The following is a 13014-nucleotide window of genomic DNA, read 5'->3' as shown; positions in this document are numbered from 1 at the left end:
ATTCGCCCCGTCGCCGCCGGGCCTCATGCTGTGCGGCATGGTGAGCTACCCCTGTCCGTTCTGCGGCGCGCCCGCCGGGCTCGACGCCGGCTGTAGCGGCTGCGGCCGGCCGCCCTATCCCGACGCCGCCGAGGTCGTGCGACTCAACGGACGCACCATCGAGCTGTACGCCGAGGTCGAGGCGGCCCGCACCCGCTACGGCGCCGCGGTGCAGCGGTTCAACGCCGTCCAGTCACAGCGCAACATGCTCGCCGCCCGGGTGAAGGCCGCCGTCGCCGCCGCGGGCCCGACGAAACCGCAAATTCCGGGCATAGCGCCTGATGTCATGAAATTTCCGGTTGAAGGCACCGGAGCCGCGCCCACACCAGGGACGGCAGGGACCGGCACCGCGCAGCCGGCGGGAACCCGCGCCGCGCAGGCGGCAGGGACCGGCACCGCGCAGGCGGCAGGGACCCGCGCCGCGCAGGCAAACGCGGCCGCGACCGGCGCCGCGCCGACGCCGGCGGCTGTTGGGAGTCCGGCCGGGGCGGTGGGGGCTGCGGCAACAATCCTCGGGCAGCGGCCCGAGGCCGGCCCGCGCACCGTCCAGAACATCCTGTTCATCCTCGGCGGCATGCTCCTCGGCAGCGCCGCCATCGTCTTCGCCGCCGTCGCCTGGGCCAGCTTCGGCGTCCTCGGCCGCGCCGCCATTCTCGCCGTCGTCACACTCCTCACGCTCGCCGTGCCGCCGGTCGCGCTCGCCCGGCGGCTGCGGGCCACGGCGGAGACGTTCGCCGCGCTCGGGGTGCTGCTGGTGCTCCTCGACGGGTACGCCGCCCGGTACGTCGACCTCGCCGGCCTCGCGCAGACCACGAGCCCGGCCACGTACGCGGGGCTGACCTTCGCGTTCAGCGCGGCGGTCGCCGGCGGCTACGCGGCCCTCACCCGCCTGCGCGCGCCGCGCCTGGCCGCCGTCGCGGCGCTCCAGCCCGTGCTGCCGCTGCTGGCGCTGCACCGCGGTTTCGGAGCGGTCGGCTGGACGCTGGTGTTCGTGTGCGTGGCGGCGATCGGCGTGCTGCTGGGCCGTACCGTGGAGCAGGTCGCCTGGATCCCGGCGGGCCTCGCGGTCCTGTCGGCGCTGCCGCCCGCGCTGCACGCGCTGGCCACTGTGGACGGTGTGCCCGCGGCCGCGCGCGCCGCGGGGGTCATGGTGCTGCTCGCCGCGCTGGTCGTCGTGGCCGGGCTGTCGCACGAGCGTACCGCGCAGGCGGGCGCCGGGGTCGCGGCCGGCATCGTCGCGGTGGCCGGAGCGCGGCTGGCCGCGGAGGTGTTCCCGCACCAGCGCTACGCCGCGTTCGCCGCGCTCGCGCTGCTCGTCGCCACGGCCGCGATCGTCATGCCGCAACGGGTCCGCCGCGGCGTCCGGGTGGGCGCCCTGGTGGTGGCCGGCGGGTTCGCCGCGCCATACGCGTACTTCGCCGCCCTCGCCGCCGTCCAGACCGCCGCCCGTGCGCTGCCGGCGTGGCGCCCGCAGGAGGCGCCGCTCGGCGGCCTGCTGTCGCAGCGCCTGTTCGGCTGGCAGGAGCCGGTCGCGCTGGTCCTGCTCGCCGCCGCGCTCTGGCTGCTGCTGCGCCACCGCGCGGTGCCGGTGACGGCCGCCGTGCTGGTCGCCTTCGCCGCCCCTGCGGCGCTCCCGTCCCCCACCACCGCCCTGGTGTCTATTGTGGATGCGGCGGTACTGGTGGCGCTGGTCACGATCGCGCTCACGTCCGCCCGGGGGGCCGCCGCGGCGATCCCGTTCGTGGCCGCACATCTGGCGCTCGCCGGCCTCGCCACCCCGCTCGCGACCCTGCTGGTGTACGCCGTCCTCGGTGGACTGTCCACAGTGGTCGCCGTCCGTTCGGCCGATCGCCGCCTGAGCCTCCCGGCCGCCGCCGTGGCCCTGCTCTGCCTGCCCGTCACGGCTGCCGCCGCATTCCGCCTCCTCCGCCTCGGTACCGCGGAATCGGGCCCCCTCCCGCCCGCCCTCGTCGGCGCCACGGCCGGCCTGGCGGCCCTGACCGCCGCGACCTTGCTGCTGGGCAACCGCGCCCGCGTCGCCGGCACGATCGCCACCGCCACGGCCGGCGCCGGCGTGACGGTCGCCGCGACGCTGCTGTCGGCGGGCAACGGCGGCACGACGTGGTTCGGCACGTACGCGGCCGCCGCACTCGCCGGCACCTGGCTCGCCGCCCGCGGCTTCCGCCCGCCGGTGACGGCCCCGGCCACCGACGACGCCGCGGAGCCTCCCGCCGCCCGGGCGCCCCTGCCGGCCGGCGAAACCCTGCCCGCAACGACACCGCCGGCCACCGGTGACGCGGCCTGGACGCCACCCGCCGGTGAGGAGGCCCGGACGCCGCCGCCCGCCGGCAACGCCGCCGAACCGCCCGCCGCCGGGGCGCCACTGCCCGCCGGGGAAACCCCGCCCGCAACGGCAGCGCCGGCCACCGGCGATGCCCAGACGCCGCCCACCGGTGACGCCTGCTCGGCGGTGCGGCTCGGTCACGCGGCGCCCGCGGCGGTGCCGGTGGTGCTGGCGGTGGTCTCGCTGGTCCCCGCGGTCGCCGAGGCGCTGCTGCGGCCGCTGGCCTGGCTCGGCGCCGTCTGGCGGGGCGCGCCGGCGGGCGTGGGGCTTGGCCCCCGTGGTACCGAATGGTGGGCCGACACCCCGCCCGCCTTCGGTCCGGCCGCGGCGGCCGCCACCCTCGCGGTCCTGGCCGTGCTGGCGGTGCCGGTCGCCCGGCGGGTCGGCGCGGCGGCCTGGAACCTCGCGGCGCCGCCGGCCGCCCTCGGCCTGGTCCTGGCGTGCGTGGCGGCCGGGGCACCGTGGCCCGTGGTGCCGGCGGTCACCCTCGCCGCGGGCCTGGCCACCGCGCTCGCCGCGGCGCTGCGCCGCCCCTCGCCGGGCGCCGCGTTCGGCGCCGTGACGTGCTGGTCCGGCATCGTGCCCGGCCTGGCCGGCTGCCTGGCCACGCCGGCGGCGACGCTGTCCGCCCTCGGCGCGATCGTCGCGGCCGCGGTGCTCGCCGGCCTCCTCGGGCGCACCGCCGCCGCCCGCGTCCTGGCCTGGCCGGTCGCCGGGGTGAGCGGCGCGTGGCTGGCGTTCGCCGCCGCGCGGGCCGCGGACCTGCCGCTGCGCGCGTCGGCGTACTGGGTGCTGCTCGCCGCCGCGATCGCCCTCGCCGCCGGCCGGCTGCTGCGGGGCCGACCGGTGCCGGCCGGGTCTGCCGGTGGGCGTGGCGCGGGGAAGGCGGGGCTCGAGGGGCGCCTGCTCGACGCCGTCGCGCACGCCGCGGCCCTGGTGGCGGCCCTGCTCACGACCGGCGACGCGGGCGCGGCGGCGGGGGTCGCCGGGCTCTGGGGTGTGGCGCTCGGGCTGCGGGCGCTCGCCGGCGGGGCGCGGACCGCCTACACGGCGGCGGCGATCGTGGGCGAGCTGCTCGCGTACGAGCTGGTGCTCGTCGCCGGGGACGTGTCCCTGGCCGAGGCGTACACGGTGCCGGTGGGGGCGGTCGCGGTGGCCGCCGGGTGGTTCGCCGCGCGGCGCAATCCGGCGCTGACCAGCTGGTCGGCGTTCGGGCCGGGGCTGCTCGCCGGGTTTGCGCCCAGCCTGGCCCTGGTGCTCGTCACGCCGGGCGATCCGGGGCGGCGGCTGCTGCTCGGGGTGGCCGCGATCGGCGTGGTGCTGGCCGGGGCGCGGCTGCGGCTGAAGGCGCCGATCGCGGTCGGCGGGGCCGTGCTCGTGGTGCTGGTCGGCCACGAGATCCGGGTGCACTGGGACTACCTGCCCCGGTGGGCACCGCTCGCGATCGGTGGTGCGCTGCTGGTCGGGTTCGCGGTGACGTACGAGCGCCGCCTGCGCGACCTGGCCCGCCTCCGCGCCACGCTGGGCCGGATGCGCTGACACGGCTGCATGATCACGGAGTGGAGCAGCGCGTTCACTCCGTGATCATGGACACCCCCGCGTTCAGACCGCGACGATCGTCGACGTGCTCCGCGCCTTCTCCGCGGCGGCGAGGATGTGGACCACCTGCGCGCCGAAGGCGGCGTCGCACGCGTGCGGCGCGCCGGTCGTGGCCGAGTCGAGCAGGGCCGACACCGCGGCGCCGAACGCCTCGACCGGGGTGATGTCCCACTCGGGCAGGGTCGTGGCGCCGTGCTCGCCGAAGTACGAGAAGCCGAAACTGGTGGCGTCCGGCGCGGCGTCGAGGGTGAGGGAGAGCGTGCTCGCCGCCCCGCCCTCGTGGCGCAGCAGCAGGTGGACCGTGTCGCGCGGACCCTCGGCGGCGGAGAGGTCGAGCACCGGGCCGAGCAGCGGCAGTACCACGGACAGCGCGTGCGGGCCGAGGTCCCACAGGCCGCCGTGCTGCTTGCGCCAGACCGACCCGGCGTAGGGGTTCCCGGGCTGGAAGATCGAGGCGTACATCGTGCCGTGGGCCGCGTACCAGCCGCCGACGGCCGCGTTGTCGCGCAGGAACGCGTCGACCGACGGCACGAACCGGTTGGTGAAGAACACGACGGAGGCGACCCCGGCCTCCGCGGCGGCAGCGACGACCCGGTCGGCCGCGGCCGGGTCGAGGGCGAGCGGCTTGTCGAGCAGCAGGTGCTTGCCGGCCTCGGCGGCACGCACGGCGAGCGGCGCCTGCACGTCCGGCGGCAGCGCGATCGCGACGGCGTCGACGTCGCGGAACAGCGCATCGACGTCGTCGTAGGCGGGCACCCCGTAGCGCGACGCCAGGTCGGCCGTCTTGTCCGGGCTGCGGCCCCAGACGCCGGCGAGCGTCGCCGAGGGGTGTGTCGAGAGCGCGGCCGCCTGCGTGACCGCCGCCCAGTGTCCCGTGCCCAAAACGCCGAATCGCATCGGACCATTGTTCCCCACGCCGCAGCGCCGCCGATCACCAACCCGCGGCGATCTCCGGCGGCCCGGCCGGACGGATCGTCCCGGGCCTCGCCCTCGCTGCCGCGCCCGCCGCCGGCCGTGGTCAGTCAGACACGGGCCGGCGGGGTGGTCGCGACATAGCCGGGCGGCGGGCCCGGCTGGCCGGTGCGGCGGCCCGGGTCGCCGCCGGGGCCGTTCGGGTCGCCGCCGGGCGGTGGGCCGGGGTAGTTCGGGTCGCCGCCCGGCGGTGGGCCGGGGTAGTTCGGGTCCCCGCCCGGCGGCGGGCCCGGCTGGTTGGCCGGCGGGCGGGACTTCTCCCCCGGCGCGTCGACGTTCTCGGTGATCGCCGGGAGCGAGTCCTCCGGTGCGCGCTGGGAGGTGCGCTGGTCGCAGGCGGTGTCGTTGAGCATGAAGTCGCTCGGCGGGCGCGGGGTGCCGCCGTGGCCCCACACGCCGAAGGTGACCGCCTTGCCGGGCGGCAGGGGCGACTGCCCGGTGACCACCTGGCCGCCGGTGCCGGGCTGGTACTGGCCGACGCCCTCGATACGGTCGACCGTCTGGCCGCCGCGGAAGACGAAGCGCAGCGTCCAAGGGTCGACGGTGCGGTTGCCGACGTTGGCGACGGTGACCCGGGCCTCGAACGGCTTGTCGACGTTGGGAACGAACTGCGGGTGGATGTAGAAGTCGACGTTGCAGCCGGGCTTGGGCGCCCACGGCTTCCACATGATCATGCCGGTGGTGGCGCCGGCCGCGGCCACGAGCGCCGTGACGGCCGCCCAGGTGCGCTGGGCGTTGCGGCGGGCGCGGCGCGACCGGCGCGGCGCGGGCAGCGCCCGCCAGGACTCGGGGTCGACCGGGGGCACGTACACCTCCTGCGTGGAGGAGCCGTCCTCGCCGGGCAGCACGACGTGGATCCCGGTCGCCGCGGCCAGCACCCGGGCCACTTCGACCGCGGGCGGCCGGACGTTGGGGTCCTTGGCCAGGCAGCGGCCGACCAGGCGGGCCACCTCGGCCGGCAGGCCGGGGATCTCCGGCAGCGGGTGCGGCGGCTCGTACACGTGGTTGGCGATCATCTGCGTCGGCGTGTCCGCGTGCCAGGGCAGCCGGTCGGTCAGGCAGCGGTAGGCCAGCAGCCCGACGGTGTACACGTCGGTGGCCGGGATGACGCTGCCGCCGAGCAGCCGCTCCGGGGCGAGATACGCGGGTGTGCCGAAGACGGTGCCCTCGATCTCGTCGTCGGGGTCGAAGGAGCCGGTGAGCCCGGCGACGCCGAAGTCGAGGATCTTCGCGCCGGCGGGGGTGAGCATGACGTTGCTGGGCTTGATGTCGCGGTGCACGACCCCGCGGTCGTGCGCGGCGGCGAGCCCGGCGGCGACCTGGGCGCAGATCTGGGTGGCGCGGCGCCACGACATCGGCCCGGCGCGCAGCCGCTCGGAGAGCAGCTCCCCCTCCAGCAGCTCCATGACCACGTACGGGCGGCGGCCATTGCGGCCGGCGGTGAGGTCGCCGGCCTCGCCGTAGTCGTGCACGGCGGTGATGTTGGGGTGCTGCAGCCGGGCTACCACCTGGGCCTCTGCGCGGATCCGCTCGCGGTTGCCGGCCTTGCTCGCCAGCTCCCCGGCGAGCAGCTTGACGGCGACGTCACGGTCAAGGACGAGATCGCGGGCTCGCCACACCACGGCCATGCCGCCGGTGCCGACGGGTGCGACCAGCCGGTACCTGTTGCTGAGTACCTCGTCGGCGCTGCCGCTCAACCCCGTTGCCGTCCTGATCGACTCCGTTCGCTGTACCTGGGAACCGTACCGGGGAAGCAACGCCGTGGCGAGCCCCGAAATGTGACCGACCCCGGCAAATCACATCGCCGGGGTCGTCAGAAATCCGATGTATCAATCCGGTCCGTCCGCCGCTCGGTCACAGCGTCAGGAGATTACCCTCCGGTACGACGACCTGCGGCCGGCCGTGCTCGAGGAACGCGGCGGCCTGCTTCGCCGCGAAGCCGGGCGCCTCGGTGATCGCGGTGGCGTACACGTCGGCGGTGCTGTTCGCGATCGTGGACCAGCCGTAGCGCTCGCTGACCATCCAGCGCGCCCGCTTGGCGACCCGGCGCGCGAACGGCTCGTCCTCCAGCAGGGTGCCGACGGACACGGCCAGCGCGTCGGGGCTCTTGGCCGGGAACGTCACGCCGGTGACGCCGGGCTCGACGATCTCGGCGAGCCCGCCGGTGGCCGCGACGGCGAGCGGCGCGCCCGCGGAGGCACCCTCCAGGGCGACCATGCCGAACGGCTCGTAGATGCTCGGCACGACGAGGGCGTCGGTGGCGGCCATGAGCGCGGGCAGCTCGCCCTCGCCCATGAAGCCGGCGAAGCTGACCGCTTGCTGCAGCCGCAGCCGGCGCACCTCCTCCTGCAGCTCGGCGCGGTGCGGCCCGTCGCCGGCGATGACGACCCGCAGGCCGTTGTGCCGGGCGCGCAGCTCCGGCAGCGCGGCGATGAGGTCCTGCACGCCCTTCTCGTAGACCAGCCGCCCGGCGTACCCCAGCAGGGGCCCGTCGGCGGCGAACCGCGCCCGGGCCGCGTTGACCGCCCGGGACGGCGCCCGCCAGACGCTCGCGTCCACGCCGTTGGCCACCACCGACACCCGCGCCGGCGCGAGGTCGAGCAGCCGCGTGACCTCCCAGCGCATGTACTCGGAGCAGACCACGACGCGGCACGCTTCGTGCCCGAGCCACCACTCCACGGAGTGGATGCACTTGTTCATCTCGTCGGGCAGCCAGCCCTGGTGCCGCCCGGCCTCGGTGGCGTGGATGGTCGCCACCAGCGGCAGGTCGAGGCACTCCTTGAGGGTCACCGCGGTGTGCGTGACCAGCCAGTCGTGGGCGTGGATCAGGTCGTACTCGCCGGTGGCCGCGGCGCGCAGTGCGGCCCGCGTCAGCGTGTGGTTGAACGCCATGGTCCAGGCCAGCAGCGTCGAGGTGGTCAGCGGGAACAGCGGCGGGTCCTCGGCGGCCCGCACGATTCGCACGCCCTCCGCGTACTCCTCCAGCGGCGCGCCCGGCGCGTGCCGCGTCACGACCGTCACCTCGTGTCCCGCCGTCACCAGCGACGTCGCCAGGGCGTGGACATGGCGGCCCAGGCCGCCCACGACCACCGGTGGGTACTCCCACGAGAGCATCAGAATGCGCAACGGTTGTCGATTCCCGGTCCCGATGGTCTCGCTCACGTGGCCGCCCCCACAGATCGTTGATCAAAACGCTCGCCCAGATACCCACGCATGACAGCGGGTACACACGCGCTTTCGCCCTCGCGTGTGAGCTGTTGGGTGGGTTTGAGATTCATCCTGCCTGCCGAGGGTTACCGCGGCGGCAAATCTCATTTCTTCGGTGTAACGGTCAGCCGACATTCCGTCGTACGGGCTCGGCGTTCCTGCGCACCCGCAGGGTCTCCGCGACCGACCAGGCCTGGAACGGGCAGCCCGTGGCCCGGTGCGGCGGGTCCCCGTCGGCCGTCTCGCTGACCGAACCGATCCCCCACTCCCACAGATGCGCCTCGAGGCCCTGCAGGAGCTCGCCGTGCTGCTGCGCCGACGGGGCCGGGTGGGCATCCGCGTACGGGCCGATCATCCAGGGCCACACCGTACCCTGGTGGTAGGCGGCGTCACGCTGCGCCGGGCCGCCCGCGTGCACACCCACGTAGGCCGGGTCCGAGGGCGCGAGGCTGCGCGGCCCGAGCGGCGTGAGCAGGGCGGATGCCGCCCCGGGCGCGGGCCGGCCGCGCATCGGGCCGCGGGGCAGGCTCCACGCCAGCAGCTGGTTGGGGCGCAGCGAGGGGTCGTCGCCCGCCGGGCCGTCGACCACGTCGTGCAGCCGCGCGCCCCGCTCCAGCGGGAAGCGCCGCTCGAAGCTCTCCCGCGCCCGGCGCAGCAGCGCGAGGGTGTCGCCGGCGTCGAGGCCGAGGCGCTCCCGCAGCGCCGCGATCGCGCCGAGCCCGTTGATCCACAACGCGTTCACCTCGACCGGCTTGCCGGCCCGCGGCGTGATCGGGACCCCGTCGACCCGGGCGTCCATCCAGGTGAGCGCGACGCCCGGGGCGCCCTGCGTGATCAGCCCGTCGGCGTCGGCCCGGATGCCGTAGCGGGTGCCCCGCAGGTGGGCGGCGACCACCTCGTCGAGCGCCGGGAGGATCTCCGCGGCCAGGTCGTCGTCGCCGGCAGCGGCCACGTGCCGCTCGACGGCGTGCAGGAACCACAGGGTGGCGTCGACGGTGTTGTGCTCGGTGCGGCCGGTGTCGGCGGTGTTGGCGAGCATGCCGTCGTCGAGCGTGGCGGCGTAGGCGCGCAGCAGCGCGCGGCCCTCGTCGTACCACCGGGTGGACAGGAAGAGGCCCTCGTAGGACGTCATCGTGTCGCGCGACCAGGTGCCGAACCACGGATAGCCGGCGACGACGTCGGGCGCGCCGGCGGCGCCGGCGACCACGAACGCGTCGGCGGCGAGCACCAGGGCGCGGTCCACCCCGTCGGTCGCGTCGTGGGTCAGCGCCCGGGCGCGCCGCCGGGCCCGCTCGACGATGCCCTGCGCGCCGAGCGCCGTGTCCGTCCCGGCCCACGCCTCGACCTCGACGCTCTCCCCCGGCTCCAGCCGCGCGGTGAACTGCCCGGCGCACCACAGGTCCTCCTGCGCCGCCAGGCCGCGCTCCTGCTCCAGGCGGGCGTGCGCCCCGCGGTACCACTGCCCGATCCTGGTGAACCCGGGGCCGGCGATGCTGAAGGAGCGCTCGATCACCGCCCCGGCGTCGTGCGCCTCGACGTGCGGGGCGGGGCCGCCGGCGGTGCGCTCGCCGTGCACGTCGCGCCAGGTGACCAGCGCCTTGAGGGCGAGCGTGACCGGGCCCGGCGCGCTGACGAGCCGGTGCACGACGCCGAGGTGCGCCCGGCCGTGCACCATAGCCAGCTCGCGCTCGATCACCACCGGGCCGATCCGCCAGCGCCAGCGGGGCAGCCCGTCGACGAGGTCGAAGCGCTCCAGCAGGGTGTGCCCGGCGGGGCTGATCGCGCCGCCGGCCCACTCGTGCACCGCGAGCTCGACGGTGGCGCCGGAGGGCAGGGTGAGCACCGGGTCGAGCGCGGCCAGGCCGAGGTGGCGCCGGGCGGGCTGCCCGGGCTCGGCGACCACGAGCAGCCCGTGGTACCGGCGCGTGCGCAGCCCCGGCACGGTGCCCATCGCGTAGCCGCCGGCCCCATCCGGGACAAGCCACTCACGCGTCGCTCCGAACGACAAATCACCACATACCTGCGCGCCGAACACCACCATGCGCACAATCTTGGTGGCTGGGGGTGGCGACCGGCGAGCGGTTCGCCACAAGATTATGGATCACGGGGCAGGTTGGTGTACTAACAAATGCCACGTAAGGGGTGAAGGGTCGGGTCTCTACTTGACCGAAACATGAACAACGGAGAATAGCCGCGTGATCGAGGACGATGGGAATGCCGAGCGCCGCCGGCTGGCCGAAGCCGACAGCGGGGAGCGCCCATGGCGGGGCTGGGGGCCCTACCTGTCCGAGCGTGCCTGGGGGACCGTCCGCGAGGACTACAGCGCGCACGGCACGGCCTGGGAGCACTTCCCCCATGATCAGGCCCGGTCCCGGGTGTACCGGTGGAACGAAGACGGCATGGCCGGCATCTGCGACGACCGGCAGACGTTCTGCTTCGCCCTCGCGCTGTGGAACGGCAAGGACACGATCCTCAAGGAGCGGATGTTCGGCCTCGGCGGCGACCTCGGCAACCACGGCGAGGACGTCAAGGATTACTGGTGGTACCTGGACTCCACGCCGACGCACTCCTGGATGAAGTGGCGCTACCACTACCCGCAGGGCGCCTTCCCCTACGACGACCTGGTCGCCGAGAACTGCCGGCGCGGGCGGAACGAGCCGGAGTACGAGCTCGTCGACACCGGGATCTTCAACGAGGACCGGTACTGGGCGGTCGAGGTCGACTACGCCAAGGCCGGCCCGACCGACATGTGCGTCCGGATCTTGGTCCGGAACATGGGGCCCGACCCGGCCACCCTGCACGTCCTGCCGACGCTGTGGTTCCGCAACACCTGGGCGTGGGGGCTGCCCGGGCGCGACTACATGCCGGAGATCCGCGCCAAGGACAACGGCCTGCTGGCCGAGCACCGGCTGCTCGGCCGCCTCGCGCTCACCGGCGACGGGACGCCGCGCCCGCTGTTCTGCAACAACGAGACCAACGGGCCGCGGATCTGGGGCAAGCCCGGCCGGGAGTACCCCAAGGACGGCATCGGCGACCACATCATCCACGGCGCCGACAGCGTCAACCCCGACGGCGTCGGCACCAAGGCGGCGCTGCACTACCTGATCTCGGTGCCCGCCGGCGGCGTGCACGAGATCCGGCTGCGGCTCAACCTCAACGCCCCCGGCGCCAAGGACCTCGCCCCGGCCGACCTGAAGGCCGACTTCGAGTCCACGATGTCGAGGCGGAAGGCCGAGGCCGACGCGTACTTCGACGCGCTGGTGCCCGCCGCGGCCGGCGCCGAGGAGAAGATGATCGTCCGGCAGGCGGTCGCCGGGCTCATGTGGGGCAAGCAGTTCTTCCACTTCGACGTGGCGCGCTGGCTGCAGGGCGACCCGATCTCCGAGGCGCCGCCGGACAGCCGCCGGTACGGGCGCAACAGCCACTGGTGGCACATGAACAGCTGCGACGTGCTGTCCATGCCCGATCCGTGGGAGTACCCCTGGTACGCCGCCTGGGACCTGGCCTTCCACTGCGTGGCGATCGCCCGCGTGGACCCCGGCTTCGCCAAGGACCAGTTGCTGCTGCTCCTGCGCGAGTGGTACATGCACCCCAACGGGCAGATCCCGGCGTACGAGTGGGCGTTCAGCGACGTCAACCCGCCCGTGCACGCCTGGGCCGCGCTGCGGGTGTTCGTCCTGGACGGCTCGCGCGACTTCGACTTCCTCGCCCGGGTGCTGCACAAGCTGCTGCTGAACTTCACCTGGTGGGTCAACCGCAAGGACGCGGAGGGCAACAACGTCTTCGAGGGCGGCTTCCTCGGCCTTGACAACGTCGGGCCGTTCGACCGCTCCGCCGCGCTGCCGGTCGGCGGCCGGCTCGAGCAGAGCGACGGCACCGCCTGGATGGCGATGTACGCCCTCAACCTGCTCGACATGTCGCTCACCCTCGCCGTGCACGACCGGGTGTACGAGGACATCGCCGCCAAGTTCCTCGAGCACTTCGCCTACATCGCCGACGCCGCCTACGAGTTCGGGCTGTGGGACGAGGAGGAGGCGTTCTTCTACGACGTGCTGCGCACCGCCGACGGGCAACAGATCCCGCTCAAGGTGCGTTCCGTCGTCGGCCTCCTGCCGCTGACCGCGACCACGATCATCAGCTCGTCGACCCTGCGCCGGCTGCCCGACGTGGCCGCCCGGCTGCGCTGGTTCCTGACCAACAAGCCCGAGTACGGCGACGTGGTCGGGGCGAAGAAGAGCCGCGGCGGCCAGCAGCTGCGGCTGCTGTCGATGGTCGGGCCGGACCAGCTGATCCGCATCCTGCAGCGGATGCTGGACGAGGAGGAGTTCCTCTCGCCGTACGGGCTGCGCACCCTCTCCCGGGCGCACAAGGACGAGCCCTTCACGGTGTACCTCGGCGACCACGCGTACACCGTCGGCTACGAGCCCGGCGAGTCCACGAGCGGCCTCTTCGGCGGCAACTCGAACTGGCGGGGCCCGATCTGGATGCCGGTCAACTACATCCTGATCGAGGCGGTGCGGCGCTTCGCCGAGTTCTTCGGCGACGACCTGCAGGTGGAGTACCCGGCGAACAGCGGCCGGATGGCGACGCTCGGCGCGGTGGCCGACGACCTGTCCCGCCGCCTGGTCCGGCTGTTCCTCGACGACGAGCGCGGCCACCGCCCGTTCTTCGGCGACGTGGAACTCTTCCAGGACGACCCGGCGTGGCACGATCTGCTGCTCTTCTACGAGTACTTCCACGGCGACACCGGGGCGGGGCTGGGCGCGGCGCACCAGACGGGCTGGACGGCGCTCGTGCTGGACCTGATCCTGACGCTGCGGACGCCACCGCCCGACGACGTCCGAGCCTGAGCC

At 74.8% G+C, this 13014-nt stretch carries 6 protein-coding genes; 2 read left to right on the top strand and 4 right to left on the bottom strand.

Annotated features, from left to right (window positions below; translation table 11 throughout):
• Positions 1 to 37 precede the first annotated feature (37 nt).
• The gene (locus ACGFI8_RS14485; protein ID WP_392804383.1) at positions 38 to 3922 is read left to right on the top strand and encodes an SCO7613 C-terminal domain-containing membrane protein; all 3885 of its coding nucleotides are present in this window, start codon (positions 38 to 40) and stop codon (positions 3920 to 3922) included.
• 63 nt (positions 3923 to 3985) lie between these two features.
• On the opposite strand, the gene ACGFI8_RS14480 is transcribed toward ACGFI8_RS14485, so the two are convergent.
• The 4 genes from ACGFI8_RS14480 to ACGFI8_RS14465 all read right to left on the bottom strand — a co-directional run bounded on the left by ACGFI8_RS14480 (position 3986) and on the right by ACGFI8_RS14465 (position 10202).
• On the bottom strand, positions 3986 to 4879 hold the full coding sequence (locus tag ACGFI8_RS14480; protein WP_392804381.1) for a Gfo/Idh/MocA family protein: 894 nt from the start codon (positions 4877 to 4879) through the stop codon (positions 3986 to 3988).
• A gap of 125 nt (positions 4880 to 5004) precedes the next feature.
• A complete protein-coding gene (locus tag ACGFI8_RS14475; RefSeq protein ID WP_392804379.1) occupies positions 5005 to 6651 on the bottom strand; it encodes a protein kinase in 1647 nt (548 codons plus the stop codon).
• A gap of 157 nt (positions 6652 to 6808) precedes the next feature.
• Complete coding sequence (locus ACGFI8_RS14470) at positions 6809 to 8068, bottom strand: glycosyltransferase family 4 protein (RefSeq protein ID WP_392805363.1); 1260 nt, start codon at positions 8066 to 8068, stop codon at positions 6809 to 6811.
• 217 nt (positions 8069 to 8285) lie between these two features.
• The gene (locus ACGFI8_RS14465) at positions 8286 to 10202 is read right to left on the bottom strand and encodes an amylo-alpha-1,6-glucosidase (protein WP_392804377.1); all 1917 of its coding nucleotides are present in this window, start codon (positions 10200 to 10202) and stop codon (positions 8286 to 8288) included.
• Positions 10203 to 10356: 154 nt separating this feature from the next.
• Here ACGFI8_RS14465 and ACGFI8_RS14460 point away from each other — a divergent pair, with 154 nt between their 5' ends.
• Entirely contained in the window at positions 10357 to 13011 is a 2655-nt protein-coding gene (locus ACGFI8_RS14460; protein ID WP_392804375.1) for a glucosidase, read from the top strand.
• The last annotated feature ends 3 nt before the right edge of the window (positions 13012 to 13014 follow it).

Origin of the sequence: Dactylosporangium sp. NPDC048998 (assembly GCF_043197855.1) — a bacterium.
Lineage (GTDB): Bacteria > Actinomycetota > Actinomycetes > Mycobacteriales > Micromonosporaceae > Dactylosporangium.
The sequence above is the reverse complement of the archived record's forward strand: the minus strand, read 5'-3'. Positions and strand labels throughout refer to the sequence as shown.

Coding starts and splice junctions, on each gene's coding strand:
- ACGFI8_RS14485 (WP_392804383.1), top strand. CDS start 38: ATGGTGAGCTACCCCTGTCCGTTCTGCGGCGCGCCCGCCGGGCTCGAC.
- ACGFI8_RS14480 (WP_392804381.1), bottom strand. CDS start 4,879: ATGCGATTCGGCGTTTTGGGCACGGGACACTGGGCGGCGGTCACGCAG.
- ACGFI8_RS14470 (WP_392805363.1), bottom strand. CDS start 8,068: ATGCTCTCGTGGGAGTACCCACCGGTGGTCGTGGGCGGCCTGGGCCGC.
- ACGFI8_RS14465 (WP_392804377.1), bottom strand. CDS start 10,202: ATGGTGGTGTTCGGCGCGCAGGTATGTGGTGATTTGTCGTTCGGAGCG.